Below are 15,338 nucleotides of genomic sequence, written 5' to 3' on the forward strand. Positions count from 1 at the left end.
TACTTGACGGAGTCTGGTGGAGGGCGAAGGCCGGAACGTACTGCAACTTTTGTTAGGCTATTGCCCATCGTTCGCTCGCAGTTCATTGGTAGTACTAATCTTTGACGCTAGAGATTTTGAGTAATCACAAGCTTCATTTTCTTCATCAATTTGACAGCTCTTCTTCAATGCTAGAATAGCTTTGCTATCATTTCGTACAATGCCAATTCCTTTATGTAGTACCATGCCGTACATCATGCAGCCCCATTCATCACTTTTGGAACAAGTAAATCTAAATGTTTCTGCATAACACCTACTATTCGACCCTTCGTCAAATCTGAGCATTCCAGCAGCATAGTTTGTGCATGAGTTAACTATACCCAATTTGCATGCCTGAGCATAAAGTCGCCTTGAGTATTGAGGATTGTTTTCCATATCTACATATACATGACCTAGGCCTATACAGTGATTCGCGCTTTTAGATAGGCATTTATTTAGGCACCACCTTTGGTCACTTCTACATTCTTCAACTAAATCCTGATACTCTATTTCTCGCCCCTCAAAAAGGTCTTTTGGGCAAAGTGACATATCTCTATTTAATTGCTCATTCTTAGTAATGGAATCTAGAACTTTTCTGTCAAAATAATCCTGAGCAAAAATCACACCACTATAAAAAATCACGAAAAATGTAGCTAATAGTTTCATCAGTTCTCTCTAAAGCCTAACGCCTTATTCAGAGGTTTGTGGAAATGGGAATTTTTTTGCAGCTTTTTTGCAAAACAAGCGGCAGTTTTACTAATCCGTTACAGCAACTTGTTATATTGCATTTTCTAGCCAATTCTCTGCCTCTTCCACTAAGTGCTCTCTAAACTTTATCTCAGCTTTATCTCGTGGAAGATCTGTATGATACAAGATCATAGATCCATCTTTACAATCCCAGATTTCTCTCAGCCAGCAAAATACACGTTCTAGACCTAAATTATCTCCCATATATTCTCTGTCTGGATATTCTTCAGTTATTTCATGATGAACATGCCAATAGAGGAACGACGCGCCTTCCTCAGGATCTAAGGAATTTGAAGTAATCTCTTCTAGCCTTTTTCTTACTATTACATTTGCCGCGTCAAATTTTGAGAGATCTGGGACGTTTAGCTCTGTCATCGTTTGCTCGAAAACGGGGGCTAAATCAGCCATTACCAAGTTTTTCGCTCCACATAGCTCATTTAAACCATCGGTAAAAACTCCATCACACAGCCAAGAATCAGCCAGTGATTTTATGTCATCACTACTGAGCCTTCCGAGCTTAAACAGTGCAAATGCTTCTAAGGGTTCCATATTACCTCAAACAACATAACGAGGCTGTAGAAAAACAGTTTTAGAAAAAGCTGTCATTCCTCAGGTTCCTCCAAACAAAAATTTCGGTCTAAATTTAGCGATACCACTAAATTTCTTTCATTGTATTAAATTTAGGCGCCTTGATGCCCCTAATTTATACTCAATCAATGGATACTGCCATATCTCATCAACTTTTCTATATTATGTACCAAGCAGAACATCTGCCATTGTCCCTGAACCTTACTTTTTCCTCGTAGCGAGAAGCGATTCAATCGCTTGTTGGTACCAATGTTCCCGAACACTGGCTCGACAACAGACATTCGATGTCCATAAATGGTCTTGCCTTCGATACTATCAACCCGCTTTTTCATCCAGTCAGTGGCTGTCCGTCCGTTTGTCCAAGTTAGGGATACTTGCCTTCCATGTCCTTTTCGAGAGCTGGCAGATTCCGGGTTTCGCATACACTGATTTTTAAGGCTGCATTCCCTGCAGTCAGTGAGGCGCCCTTCGAACAATAGCTTTTTCTTACCTTCACTAACATGCTCTTCCTTTAATAAAAGCATAGATTTTCCTGCCGGACAGATACAGGTTTTCTTTTTCTTATTGAATGTAAATTCACTAGCAGGGAAAGTCTGCTGGACATTAGCCCTACCTTTTTGTTTACGCTTGCCATACTTGGCTTTTTGCTTAGCAAAAGCTTTATCACGTGAACGGAATTTATTGTCAGGTATGTAGGCATTGATGCCGCTCTCTCGCAGGTAGCTGTAGTTAGCGTCGTTGGAGAACCCAGTATCAGCAGTAATGATGACCTGTTTGGCCAAGATGTCTTCATCTATTCCTATATGCTGATAATGGCAACTGATGCCATCGAGAATAGGCTTCAATGTATGATGTTCTTGCCCCTCACCAAAGGCCTGTGCTTCAACAACTATCTGATGCTTCCTATCAACTGCGGCAACGCCGTTATAGCCCTGGATGGTTCCCTTGCTGGTAGTCATCTTGGCTGACTCATTGTCTGTGATATTACTTTTTACTTCTTTAGGGTTTTTACCTTGTCCCATCCTGGGGGAGTGATTCTTTAAGAACTGATCAATTTTATCAAAGTGTTTCTGAAGAGTATCCGCCGCTTTAGCTACCGCTTGTTTTCGCTCTTTTTCATTAGGCTTCCTGCCATCAAGCCTCTTGTGCTCTTTGAGACAATATTTGATCTTCTTGAGAATTTTTTCCTGCTTCTGTTCTAGTTCTTTAAAAGTTCCCGAATGTTCTTTGCTGGCATTGGATGGCATCTTGCATCCATCTATTGCGAAAAGTTCGTTGCCAAGCAGCCCCTGCTGATCGCAGACCAGTAACACTTGCTCAAACACCGACTCAATCGCATCAGGATAACTGCTTACGAAACTCGCAATACTAGTAAAATGTGGAACGGTATCGCATGACAGTGCTTTGAAGAGGATATTGTTCTCACATTGCCATTGAATTTCACGGCTTGAGGTAATGCCTTTTGAGTAAGCAAACAATATGATTTTCAGGAGGATAGCTGGATCATAAGCGGTTCGCCCGCCGCTATCATTTTGATATTTTTTATGGAAGACAGAGAGGTCGATATGGTCATCAATCAGATGATGAAGTGTAAACTCAAAGGTTTCAGGTTGTAGTTGCTCTTCGAAATTGATGATTACCATTGCATCTTGGTTGTAATCGTAACGTTTGAAATTGGGCATATGGATAATCTCGACATCAAGACCTCCATTTTAACAAAAAAGCTACCTTTTAAGAGTTTTTCTACAGCCTGAACGCTGCCAACAGCGGCCAATCGTAGCGAGGCCCAGCCTCAGAGGGGCGATGCTCCTTGGCCTTGTTCTCTATTTACTTGAAAAATAAGTCTTAAGGTTTGCCTCTTTAAACACCTTTAGAAGCTCTTCGGATTTCTCAAGTGATACAAGAATTAATGGCAAGGAATCAGAATCTTCATCAATAGCAAGAAGCTTAAAACCTGCTTCGTTAGCGCATTTAAACAAAGAGGGACATTCATCATCCTGTAGGGTTGTTGCAATACCATAGTTACTTGATCTATAGAAATCCATGATCTCATTGTATGAGTCTGCTGTCTGTAGCTTTTCCTCAGAAAGGGTGTTTAATTGTAACAATGCATCATCTGGTTCATGAGCGCCATCTACATATACGAGAAATTTATTCTTCATTAAAATTTCCACTACAATGACGGAATCAGACATGTCATCTACTGATTCGATGTCTCTTTCTCTGAGTTCGAACTCATATTCTTCCAGGAAAGATTCAGGTGAATTTAAATACAGATTTATATCGTTACTTGCCTTCTCACTAGACTTAGAAGCTAATGACACCAACCTACTTAATGGATGTGTTGGTTTACCAGTCTTCTTCATGCTGGCATAGACAGCAAAAGATGCTAAGCACAAGCCAATGATTAGGAGTAAGTTCAAGGTTGTACCTCTTTGTAAATGTTACGCCCCAATAAGCTGTCCAGTGAGGCCCCTACAATAGTGACGGCCTCGTGCCGACCCAGTGGCGCTTACTGAGTCAGACTTCATTGGATTGTTAGGCAGGTTTAAACCAGCGTTCTGGTGCTCTTTTGTTTAGCAGATAGTATACCGCTAGAAAGCATGAAGCTTCGCCGATCCCCGTATATAGTGAGTAAGCACCCAGAGGTGTGAGAATGCTCATGCCGGCAACTACGATAGCCAAGATCAGGAAGGTACTTTTAGGATTCTCGGTCCTTTTTCTGATCATGCCAGAGACCCATAGCAAAATGGCACCCCATATAGGGATGAATATGTAATTAAAGGGATCGAGTATTCCTGTTTCAGAGCTAAGCACGTAGATAAACTCTTCAATCAAGAAAATTAGAAAGCTTAGGGCTATGAGGAGGTACACCATCTTGATACTTGTAGGAGTAGCTAGTTTCTCTAGCTCAATATCTGATTCAGGTGCTTTGTACGGATTCATTAATGGTATACCTAACGTTCACATAACCGGCCGTAAACGGCGCGGCAGTTTGTTGTGGTTCAGCCAGCTCTGCTGGCAAGATTGATGTACTTGTTAACTGTTGATTACTGGATAGATTGCATAGAAAAACAGCCCTATCCCTGTGACGGTAAGCGCTGAGGCAACGACTTTACGTTAAGTGCTAGATAATGTTATGCCCGGATAGTGGCGAATATTATCACCCGACAACCAAAACAATGGGAAAAGACAAGCTACCCACGCGGCTTGCCTTAATAAAGTTATCGTACCGTCTCGGCCGGGAATAACTATTCCATTTGATAGTGCTCCGACAACAAAGTAGGCCAACATCAAAAATGGAATTAGACACAAAGCCAGTGCTTTACCCCTGGGTTGTGCGACTTCGTTCATGACTACCCCAGACAGCTAACTGTTAATTCAAAAGAAGCTTCTTTATATCAGCCCGCTTTATATTTCTATGCCCAATCTCTCCCAAAAGATAAAAAAATCAATAAGTTATCGTGATTCGGTGCAAGTGCGCAAGAACATATACAAAGCAGCGTTTTTACAATTCTGTATTTTCTCTGCTTTACATCACCTTTGGAACCCTTTAAGTATCAATGAGTTACTGAGTTTCAACTAGAAGTAGGAGCCGCTTCTGCTGGCTTTTGTTATTGAAAGTGCAGCTGTACACTTTTCGATCAGTGTCAACCAATTTACATAGCCCAAAACTTATAATTTGAGGGTTATGGCTTGCTAGCCACTTGTGCCCTCTAAACAACCCCATCACTCATTAGCGTTTACGCACGGTGTGCTCCATATCATCAGACATAGCCTCCCATCCAAGCTGTAAATCTATACTTCACTGTCTTGTAAACACAAGTCGATATACAGCACCTTCACTCACCTCACTCCCCCAACCTTATTGATCTCCTAATTTTTTATCACCTGGCGTCAACAGGGTTTCCGTTACTACCATCCTTATAAGTAGCGATAGCGAATCTAGGGGGCTGGTTATACAGGTTCGGAAAAGCGTGATGGATTGAAATCTAGCGATGTGGAGGGGCACTTTGTATGTTAGGCGAGCGCCTGAGACTCCATCCGGGAAAGAATGAGCTGCGAGGAGCAGAAAAACCAAGGCATAGATTCCTTCAAAAGTGGAACCTCCTTTGCTGGCAGATAAATTAATCACTGACTCAGTACACAAGAGCTAGGGAGCATTGACGGGAATATTCCTCCTTCATCAAAAGGCTAGGCATCTTCACTCAGCCTAGGCTCTGTCTTCAGCGCAATCCCGGAGGTTGCTTGAAGCAGCTGGTGGGCTCGGCAACGTTCATCTGGAGGGTCTGTGCATAGCAAGTGACTATGGTTACTCGTCAAGTTTTTAAGCCATACTTTCATCCCAGTAGGTGTTGTTTTTCACCATTGTATTCAGGATCGTAATCTGCTTTCTCATGCAGGCAACCAGAGCAACCTTTTTAGGTTTGCCAGCGTCGACTAATCGCTTATACATGGGCTTTAGTTTGGGATGATGTTGTATGGCCGACATGATGGAAACAAAAAGAACCGTGCGTACGCGATGCCTTCCACCTCGAATATATCGTTTGCCCTGGAAGTTGCCGCTATCACGGTTCATCGGGGCGATACCGACAAGTGTAGCGATTTCTTTACGGTTCAATTGTCCTAGCTCAGGAAGTTCACTCATTAACGTATAGGCCAATACATTTCCGACCCCTTTGGCACTCAACAATAGGTCACGCCTTTGCCGCCACTCAGACACACTGTTAACCAGTTTATCCAGTTGCTTGTCGATACCTTGTAGCTCTTTCTTGATGGTGTTTAGAATGGTCTGTATAGGTTTGTGTACTGATTTCGGCATTCTCTGAAGCCGATTCTTTTGCATTGTACTCATCTCTAAACACTGACTTCTTACCGCCAGTAAGTCACTGATCTCCCTAAGCTTTTCTGGTTTTAGCACCGACAGCCCTGGCTTCATGGCCTCACCAAAATGTGCAATATCCATTGCATCTAGCTTGTCAGTTTTGGCGAGGCGCCCCGCGGATTTAGCGAAGCTCCTTATCTGCGAAGGATTGCAAACAACAATAGGTAATCCGGCTTTGTCGGCGGCGCAAACAAACTCTAACTCGAGCCTTCCCGTAGACTCTATTAATACTCTTTGAGGTTTAAGAGGTTGTAGTTGTTTAATGGCATCTTTAATGCCATTTTTATCATTGGCAACACTAAAGAACTGGCCAGTAGGTCTCACATAAATATCGAGTTGTTTACTGCTGGTATCGATACCGACATTGATCTCTTGAGGTTCCATAAGATAAGCTATCTCCGCCTTGCTATTCGGGCTCGAGGCCCACATGACTATCCGAGTTATGCCTAGTGAGTGCTTATCACGTTCATACTTGTTATCGGTCTTTTACGAACCAGCCAAGCAGCGAACTGTGATAAACAAGGCCTTCGGTGGCCGCCGAAGGTGGGTCTCAATTTACCCGTTAACGAAAAGGATTTTCAACATCAGAATCGGGCAAGAACAACCATACAAGCCAAGCATTGAGTACACATCTTATGGTGCTGGCGAGACTTGCTTACCCTCTCTTCCTGTCGGATAAGAGGGTCTGCTTGTTAAACACCTCCAAGACATCAGCATGGCCATTCCGAGTTCGCTACCTAATCACCTTTGGCACCCTAGAGGCATTCGAATCAGAGCGCGTATATCCCCTTACGAACAGAGGCGCAATGATTCATCTTGGAGTCCCGTTTTCAATTATTGGGTGCCTCAAGTTGCCCCACCCTTATTAGGATATTCAGACCTTCGCTTTCTGCTGCCTTTTGATCCGCACATAGATTTCTTCACGGTGGATGGGGAGTGATTTGGGTGCGCTTATGCCTATCTTCACTTGATTGCCTTTCACCTCCAGCACTTTGACTGAGACATTTGCTCCAATCCTTAGAAGTTCACCTGTCCGTCGCTTTAAGATCAACATACTTATTTCCTTCAATGGTCAAAGTTTGGGCGCTTCCGGGGTGGGGAAGCTTGGGCTTAACATTTGGAGGAAATGTGGGGTGGTGCGCGGGGGCGGTAGGCAGAGAAGAGGAAAAGGCGGGCGCTAGGCTTCCAGAGCTTGGGAACAGGCCTCAAGCCGCTGAATGTACTCCACTTTATTGAAGACGAGCGGGTTTCTAGCGTATTATCCATATAGCCATTTTGATAGTGCGATTATCAATTTGGTCAGCTGGCCCCGGGTGTTCCTAGCACCTTGGGTCAGCGCCTTTTACTTACTCTTACGTCACGCTACCGTTCTCCTTTGAGGGGATGGGTCTTTTAGAAAATTCTCGGCTCTATCGAAGCTTCCAAAATCCTTTAAACTTCTGAGGCGTTTTTAATTGGCTCGCTCAATTACGGCCAAAATACCCAAAATATCTATCGATTTTACGCATCTTTGAGAGCGAAACAAACTGAATAAATTCCAATAGGATTATTTTCGCGCCTATATTTTATTTATTTTTGGCTGAAGAAATCTCAATCAATCATTGGAAAACTCAATTCACATTGAAATTCACCTCATGCTTTTCTTAAAAGATTAAAGATCAATATTCTCAATCACATGGCTAACTAAAGGCTAAACCAGGGAATGTGAAAGTCCACTAATGACTTAATTGGCTCATTAGTTTTATACTCGTATCCACACTCCTTTGTTAAATACTGGAAGAGCGGGATTCCGTTGTTGGGATAAATATTGAGTTCAGCGTGGAGTTACTACCTTGCAAGTCACCTCTCCACACTAGTGCTATTGCTTGATTATTTTGGGTTGAAAACAACCGTGCAAGTAGCCGCTGGTAAGGTCATTTTAGATTCCAGGCTTAGCTCTATCCTTGCCAGTATTGCCAAGATATTGAAGACTCTGATTACACTTGTACTCAAAAGCGCATTCGCACGGTCGTATCTAGTGAGCAACCCAAAGCTCTACTTTATTTATTGGTAGTGAGCGTTTGAAAGAACCTAAAGTACTCCCCTTTCAGTTGGAGCACTACTTCGAGCCAGTGACTGGAGTGGCCGGTATTTAGATCCTTAAAAACGAGGTAGTATTTACGGAATCGCCCCTCCTATCCGAGATACTTGATACCTCTCCACTGGCTATGTAGCAACCATATTTTGAAAGCAGATTAAAGTCTGTAGGTGACTGCCAGTAGCTTCCTCTCAGCATTCCTTATAATCTGGCCTACCCCAAAATCAGCCTTCCCCAAAACCTGAACGTCAATTTCTGGTACTCCACTTCCCCTGCCTCTATGCCAGAGATGGAGAATCTGCAGAAAGCTTTTATGGCTATTTACATCAGAGCCACTGCCATCTGGGGCCATCAGGATAAAGCCTTAACCTTTGCCCTTGAATATGTGTACGGCCGGTATAAGTATCCTCGCTCCCATCGACAGTCTCTCTAACAACAGTACCCCGAAAACGTTGATACCATTTGCCTCTATAATTATGATCTTGAAAATTTTTTAAGCGCAACTTACAGGTTTTTGACGAAATCCCAAAATCCATTTCGGTTTCACTTAAGTCAACATTATTTTTTTCCAGTTCTTCTTTAAACTGCTCCATATAATCGCTAGTGGGCTGATAGTGGCCACTGAAATTATTAATATGCTCTATTATTCCACCTACCACCGAGATATGCCCAGCCGCAGCAACTGGTCGCCCTGAAAAAAATGCTGAATGGTGCTGAATGTCGCCATTTTTGTTACCACAAAAGATACGCCCATTTTTATCCATAACGAATGCCCAAGATCCGCCAGGATTGGTATTAAGTCTCTCTCCGCGCCAAAACAGAAGCCCATCTTGTATCGTAACCTGATATTTTTCTCGTTCAGCTTCACTCATATAGGGCACAACAACTCCACTATAAGTATCTTTACTTAAACCGCTATCTTTTAGCATTCCAAGTTCTTTGTATGGCATGGCAGTTATCTCCTTTATAAATGCGCTTAATAGATAGCCATCAATAATAGCTAGTCATATTGATAACTATTTCAAGAGTATTTCTATCTCCATTCGTAAGTTTGACTCCAATGTAAATCATTGCATTTCTGGTTACATACCCAGGGCTTTTCTTTGTGGGAAAGATGCCCAACCCGAGAAAGATTATGAGCATCAGCGTCAGTGTATTGAGAGTAGAATGCAAAAGCTAGTCGCCATCTTTGCGTTCGATATTGCAGCCTATGCTGTAATGAGCAACCACTACTGACTACTGTATTGTGCTCTATATCGGCGCAGAAGCCGCCAAAACTTGGTCCGATACCGAGGTCATTACTCGCTGGCAAGAGCTTTTAGAACTTAAGTGCTAGCTCAACGTTTCCTCAAGGGACACTCTTGATTCCAGCGAAATGGAAAAGCTCAATGAGCCTATTGCTCGTCAGGACAATGCAGTAGACAAGCTTTTGGGAGGGGCGTTTCAAGTCTCAGGCTTTGTTGGGTAGCAGGCGCTGACAGACTGCATGGCCCATATGGGTCTCAACTCTGTCCGAGCCAAAGTATCCAAAATCCCGGAGGGGCGAATTTCACCTCGATCCGACAGCGAATTAACGCAACGGCTACTGGTAAGCAGCCCAGATGCTCTGCGGTGAACGCAAAGCGGGCTGCCCTTCCAGCTGGATCACTATCTCGAGCGGGTTGACTGGAGTGACCGACAACTTAACTCACAGAAACGGAGAGCTATTGATGAAAATATCCCCCAATTCATCAACGGTTGGGGATTCCAACAAAACACTGGCCCTATATAAACCGCAACTTTGAGAGCCGCTTTAAGTGCTTGGTGGGCTCGGCGGAATTGGTGTGGCAGGTCTGTTCCCAGTAGGGTAAGCGCTGGATACATGGACTGCGAGACTGCCAACTCTTGATTATCCACAAACTCAACCTATCTACGCCGAATCTCCACCTGTATTGGAGTTGATGTACCATCTGCCGTATGGTGACCTACAAATTTTGCCTATTTCCAAGCGCTTCTACTCTGTAGGCTAATCTGCGGGTACTTAATAGGCTGCCTGTCAAGCAACTGACCCCATTCCCTAGTCTTTGGTTGTCCAGGATTACTTCATCCTTATGATAACCATGTTACTCCGTAACTAACGTATTCCTCTTCATTGGTACTTATAGTGTAAATACCCGTATCCAAATCCCTAAGTAAATTTATATAGCGCTCAGCCATACACATGACACTAATACGACCACCTATTATCATTTTACCTAGTACATACTCAATCTTTTCCTCTGTGAAATTCTTTTGGACACCGTCTAAATCAATGCCATTCCACTTAGGATCAAGCATCGTGACAATATCTGTCAAAGTAAACTGTCTAATATTTAGATCTAAAAGGTATCCCAATAAATTGTAAAGCATACTTACATACGGAAAGAGTAGAAAATCACTAAACCTATACCAAGACAACACAGAATCAGGTGTAACTTCCTTGATTAAGGTAAAATTACCTTCTGAAATTTGTCGCTTATTTAACTTAACATTATTCGCGCATAAAGATTTCCAAATTTTTTTCAGTTTATCTTTTTCATTTTTTTTAAGTGGTTTACATTGGGACACGAGGCTTTGGAAATTTTGAGAAGTAACAGATACCTTAGAAATGTCAGCCTTTCTTTCCAATAAAATATCAACCACTTCCGCTACTTTCTTACGCCCCCTAAAATCTCCAATTCCAAAATCACGGCTAAGAGCATGCATTAGAGCTGTAGCCCCATTCAAATCTATAGCATTAACTTCTGCACCATTATCTAGCAGCCAATTAACTTGGGAAACATTTGAAAAAGCACAAGCTCTCATCAATGCTGTAGAGCCTGTCCACTGGTTTTTTGCATCACATTCAACCCCAAAATCCAGCAATTTTTTCATTACCGAAATTGACATTTCAGATCTTTTTTCTACTGATGACTTTATAACGGCATCATATATTACGGGTATTGGAGAATCGGTTAAAAACGGATCACTTTCTATAAGCCAGTAAGCAGTTGCCCATGCGCCTTCATGACATGCTACACCTGTAATGCTTTTTCCTTGACAAATATTTCTGTCTAAGTCCTTTTGTTGCAATTCAGCGAATACGGAAAATAGCTGCTTATTTCTCTTTTCAATTGAATTTATCGAGTCAATGGATTTCTCAATCATAATAATTGACGTGAGCCACAGCGGAGAATTACCAAAAAAAGACAACCCTTCTGGTTTAATATTTACATCTTGTCCAGACTCTATATATTTTATGAAATCACTCGTGTATTGCAGTCCAGCAGACTTCTTCTCACTTACTTTCTTCGAGTTAATTATTATATATGCACTTTCTTTTAATAATTCTACAAGTTCTATATTCAATTTTTTCCATCACCATTATCAGCTACTTTGTTTCAGCATGTCGTTCTATCTGCCATTCAGAATGGTAAATAGGAAACCCTGAACACGCACCAAATAGAAAGTATAAGGGTATTTCCGGACACCCACCAAATAGAAAGTATAAACCGCCAGCCCTATTGACAAAAGGATGAAACCCTTCAGGATACTGTATATTTATACAAACCAATACGCGTGCCGCCAATGACTCTACCCCGAAGCACCCAGATATCTCTGGATGCAACACCTTATTATCACTGCGTTTCCCGCTGTGTACGCCGTGCATTTCTCTGTGGCAGAGATAGTAAGTCCGGAAAAGATTACGAATATCGGCGCGAGTGGATTGAAAACCGTATGTATAAATTGGCCGAGGTGTTTGCGTTAGATATTGCCGCCTATGCAGTAATGAGTAATCACTACCATATAGTGCTCTATATCGACAGAGAAGCTGCTAGCAAGTGGTCTCTCAAAAAGGTAATTACTCGCTGGCAAAAACTGTTCAAAGCTTCCAGCTTGGCTCAGCGCTATCTTCAGGGCGATACCCTCGATCACTGTGAGGTAACTAGGCTAAAAGAAGTCGTTTCTCTATGGCGGGAGCGTCTAATGGATATCAGCTGGTTTATGCGCTGCTTAAACGAATCTATCGCTCGCCAGGCCAACGCTGAGGACAATTGTGCAGGCCGCTTTTGGGAGGGCCGTTTTAAGTCCCAAGCCTTACTAGATGAAAGAGCCCTTGCTGCCTGCATGGCCTATGTAGACCTCAACCCGATCCGTGCCAATATTGCCAAGACCCCTGAAGACTCCGATTACACTTCGATTCAACAGCGTATTCGTGCCGCAGTCTCAGGCAAGCAGCCCAAAAGTCTACTTCCGTTTGTCGGCGGTGAGCGTTTGAGTATGCCGAAAGGGCTACCTTTTCAGCTGGATCACTATTTGGAGCTAGTAGACTGGAGTGGCCGACATTTAGATCCCAGAAAACGAGGCTGTATTGCCGAAAACACACCTTCCATCCTGGAGCGGCTTGGTATCTCACCCAAGCACTGGCTCTATCTCAACCGAAATTTTGAAAGTCGCTTTAAAGGCTTGGTAGGATCAGTGAAGGTGGTACAGCAAGCCTGTAGCCAGCTCAATAAACGCTGGGTACACGGTATTGGTGACTGCCGGCGCTTCCTCTCAGCTACCCCCCACTAATCTAGCCCTACTCCAGACATTCGATAGCACGATTGCCGGTTTTATATCCAAAAATTGCGCTACCTACAGACTGAACACAACCCCCCTGTATTCCACCCCCTTACCCCTAAATCAGAGAGGAAGAACCACCAAAGCTGGTGCTTGCCACGTAACGGACACTTCTCCCCCAATCTTTGGGTGTCCTGGATTTGCTGCCTCTAATCCACCCTTACTCCAAACTCTCTCTGCCAGGAGAGTCAACGCTCTACTCAAGCCCCCTAAAACCTGAATACAAATTCCCTGTATTTCACGTCGCTTACCCATAAATTAGAGATAAAGAGTCTCCAGAACTTGGGTCTATCACGTATCTAACATCTCTTTCCTATCTTTGGGCGTTCAGACTCCTGAGCAATTCTTAAAGAATACAGAGCGCCGTAAAGGGATGAAAGAATGTATGTATGTCACCCCACTTTCTAGATATTTAACACGTTTATTCTACATCCACATCAGTCTTATTTATTTTCCATCCGCTATACTGTACAACTAGGATAGCATTGTAAAAAAAGTCAAACATAGGTATATCTTTATTTTTTATTTCACCCGTGCGCCAGCGATAAAATATATGTAAAATGTTTTTTTCGGTATTAAAAGGTTATATCTTCAGATGGAAGCAAAAGAATGCAAAATTCAAGACATCCTTACAGAAAACAAGAGGTTCATTATCCCCCCATATCAGCGTCCTTACAGCTGGAATCAAGATAACGCAGAACAGTTAATTGATGACATCATCCAAAGTTACATGTCAGATGAGACAGAATACTTCATTGGAAGTATGATTTGTATAAGTCAGGGCCAAAACTCTTTTGAAGTTGTTGATGGACAACAGCGACTTACTACTCTAAGCCTAATCGTCTCTCAGTTAAAAAGACAAATTGATCATCAAGGTGTTAAAGATGACCTTCAGAAACGTATTCTGCCAATCGATGTATATTCAGATGAAACCGATGAGCCAAGACTTGTTGTAAGAAGTAAAGAATTACCTCTCTATAAACACTATATACTTCAAAATAAGGCAGAATATTTACCCGAGAAGCCGACAGATACAGAATTATTATTCATTGAGAATCAAAAAATAATCGGCAATGTGCTTAATTCATATGGAGAATCAGAGCTAAAAAATATCGCTAAATATATCCTTCATAACGTATATGTTGTATTTGTTCAAACTAATGATGTCGCTTCATCATTTAGGCTGTTTAATGTTCTAAATAATCGAGGATTACCCTTAAGTAACGCTGATTTATTAAAAAATAACTTATTTGAATCCGCACGCACACAAAATAAGGATTCTTCGCAGGTAGAGGACGCCTGGGCAGAAATCGAAGACCTAGTCGGAGTTAGTAGGCTTGACAAATTTCTCACCTTACACAAATTTTCTGAGAAAAAAGATCGGGATAGGGTGGTACAGAAAGGGCTTGACAGCTTTACTGCTAGCTTGGCGGATGAATTCAAATCTGATGCGGTGGAAATGTCGCTGGCTTTATTAAGCTCCGCAAAGAACTATACTAAAATTCTAGATATTGATTTTGATGATTATGGACTAGTTCGACGCATCACATCCCTATCTCAATTATCCAATGACGAATGGATGCCTCCTTTAGTTGCTTTTTTAAATAGGATTTCTAGATATGGTGACCTTGATAAGGAGCAATTTTCTCAATTTGTCGAGGTATTTGAAAAGGCATATATGCAGGGCTGGATCAAAAAGCAAGTTAAGAGTCAAAGGGAAATGGTTTGCTACTCCGCTTTAGTTGCAATCAACAATCGCCATTCATTTGAAGAAATACTTGAGTTCATTCGAGCCCATGCTGACAACGATGGATTCATTACTGCTCTAGACTCTGAGCTATATGAGCCAAGACCAAACCAAGTCAACCTAATAAAAGCTATATTACTAAGATATGATGCAGAACAGCAAGATATCAGTGTAACGAAGACATATAATGGCAGAATAACAATAGAGCATATTCTACCTCAGAAACTCTCCAATGATTACTGGCATTCTAGGTTCAATAGCAAAGAACATTCGGAGTGGCTTCATAAGTTAGGAAACCTGACATTGATTAGTGGCTCAAAAAACTCGGAAGCGCAAAACAGTGACTTTATAAAAAAGAAAGCAATCTATGAAAAATTAAATAGCAAAAGCTCTTTTGATATAACAAGAGACATATGTAAAATTGATGAATGGAATTTGACTACATTAAAACAGAGACATGAGAACATGAAGTCAGAGTTAATTAGTTTGTGGGTGGTATAGATCCAACATCACTTAGCCATGTGCAGCGAAATGCCAGCGCTGCACGCGACCTTTCTATAGACAGATACTAGGGTATAACACTATCTCTTTATCTTCGTCCAGAAACTAGAATGACTTCACCGCTTTTCAGTTTCAGCTATCTTCTTTTACGGCTT

The 15,338-nt window shown here is 42.1% G+C and carries 11 protein-coding genes; 2 read left to right on the plus strand and 9 right to left on the minus strand.

Annotated features, from left to right (window positions below; all coding sequences use genetic code 11):
• Positions 1-57: 57 nt before the first annotated feature.
• The 9 genes from QT397_18990 to QT397_19030 all read right to left on the minus strand — a co-directional run bounded on the left by QT397_18990 (position 58) and on the right by QT397_19030 (position 11,681).
• Positions 58-684, minus strand: coding sequence for a hypothetical protein (locus QT397_18990; GenBank protein ID WNZ54945.1), 627 nt, complete (start codon positions 682-684; stop codon positions 58-60).
• A 111-nt stretch (positions 685-795) separates the two neighbouring features.
• On the minus strand, positions 796-1,314 hold the full coding sequence (locus QT397_18995; protein WNZ54946.1) for a hypothetical protein: 519 nt from the start codon (positions 1,312-1,314) through the stop codon (positions 796-798).
• A 164-nt stretch (positions 1,315-1,478) separates the two neighbouring features.
• Positions 1,479-3,035 carry an IS1182 family transposase gene (locus QT397_19000; protein ID WNZ54947.1) on the minus strand — a complete coding sequence of 519 codons (1,557 nt, stop codon included), beginning with the start codon at positions 3,033-3,035 and terminating at the stop codon, positions 1,479-1,481.
• 141 nt (positions 3,036-3,176) lie between these two features.
• Positions 3,177-3,776: a hypothetical protein gene (locus QT397_19005; GenBank protein ID WNZ54948.1), complete on the minus strand. Its 600-nt coding sequence runs from the start codon at positions 3,774-3,776 to the stop codon at positions 3,177-3,179.
• 115 nt (positions 3,777-3,891) lie between these two features.
• Complete coding sequence (locus QT397_19010; protein WNZ54949.1) at positions 3,892-4,299, minus strand: hypothetical protein; 408 nt, start codon at positions 4,297-4,299, stop codon at positions 3,892-3,894.
• A gap of 1,381 nt (positions 4,300-5,680) precedes the next feature.
• The gene (locus QT397_19015) at positions 5,681-6,622 is read right to left on the minus strand and encodes an IS110 family transposase (protein WNZ54950.1); all 942 of its coding nucleotides are present in this window, start codon (positions 6,620-6,622) and stop codon (positions 5,681-5,683) included.
• A gap of 490 nt (positions 6,623-7,112) precedes the next feature.
• Positions 7,113-7,292 carry a carbon storage regulator CsrA gene (gene csrA / locus QT397_19020; protein ID WNZ54951.1) on the minus strand — a complete coding sequence of 60 codons (180 nt, stop codon included), beginning with the start codon at positions 7,290-7,292 and terminating at the stop codon, positions 7,113-7,115.
• Positions 7,293-8,641: 1,349 nt separating this feature from the next.
• On the minus strand, positions 8,642-9,265 hold the full coding sequence (locus QT397_19025; GenBank protein WNZ54952.1) for a hypothetical protein: 624 nt from the start codon (positions 9,263-9,265) through the stop codon (positions 8,642-8,644).
• Positions 9,266-10,403: 1,138 nt separating this feature from the next.
• Entirely contained in the window at positions 10,404-11,681 is a 1,278-nt protein-coding gene (locus QT397_19030; GenBank protein WNZ54953.1) for an ankyrin repeat domain-containing protein, read from the minus strand.
• A gap of 219 nt (positions 11,682-11,900) precedes the next feature.
• Between QT397_19030 and QT397_19035 the strand changes: the two genes are divergently transcribed.
• Together QT397_19035 and QT397_19040 are read left to right on the plus strand one after the other, a co-directional pair.
• Positions 11,901-12,887, plus strand: a complete 987-nt coding sequence (locus QT397_19035) for a transposase (protein ID WNZ54954.1) — start codon at positions 11,901-11,903, stop codon at positions 12,885-12,887.
• Between the two features lie 643 nt (positions 12,888-13,530).
• Complete coding sequence (locus tag QT397_19040) at positions 13,531-15,183, plus strand: DUF262 domain-containing HNH endonuclease family protein (GenBank protein WNZ54955.1); 1,653 nt, start codon at positions 13,531-13,533, stop codon at positions 15,181-15,183.
• Positions 15,184-15,338: the final 155 nt, after the last annotated feature.

Source organism: Microbulbifer sp. MKSA007 (assembly GCA_032615215.1).
GTDB lineage: Bacteria > Pseudomonadota > Gammaproteobacteria > Pseudomonadales > Cellvibrionaceae > Microbulbifer.

What these genes read in the sequence shown, in the direction of transcription:
- QT397_18995 (WNZ54946.1), bottom strand. Translation starts at nt 1,314, where the DNA reads ATGGAACCCTTAGAAGCATTTGCACTGTTTAAGCTCGGAAGGCTCAGT.
- QT397_19010 (WNZ54949.1), bottom strand. Translation starts at nt 4,299, where the DNA reads ATGAATCCGTACAAAGCACCTGAATCAGATATTGAGCTAGAGAAACTA.
- QT397_19040 (WNZ54955.1), top strand. Translation starts at nt 13,531, where the DNA reads ATGGAAGCAAAAGAATGCAAAATTCAAGACATCCTTACAGAAAACAAG.
- QT397_19015 (WNZ54950.1), bottom strand. Translation starts at nt 6,622, where the DNA reads ATGGAACCTCAAGAGATCAATGTCGGTATCGATACCAGCAGTAAACAA.
- QT397_19025 (WNZ54952.1), bottom strand. Translation starts at nt 9,265, where the DNA reads ATGCCATACAAAGAACTTGGAATGCTAAAAGATAGCGGTTTAAGTAAA.
- csrA (WNZ54951.1), bottom strand. Translation starts at nt 7,292, where the DNA reads ATGTTGATCTTAAAGCGACGGACAGGTGAACTTCTAAGGATTGGAGCA.
- QT397_19035 (WNZ54954.1), top strand. Translation starts at nt 11,901, where the DNA reads ATGACTCTACCCCGAAGCACCCAGATATCTCTGGATGCAACACCTTAT.
- QT397_19000 (WNZ54947.1), bottom strand. Translation starts at nt 3,035, where the DNA reads ATGCCCAATTTCAAACGTTACGATTACAACCAAGATGCAATGGTAATC.
- QT397_18990 (WNZ54945.1), bottom strand. Translation starts at nt 684, where the DNA reads ATGAAACTATTAGCTACATTTTTCGTGATTTTTTATAGTGGTGTGATT.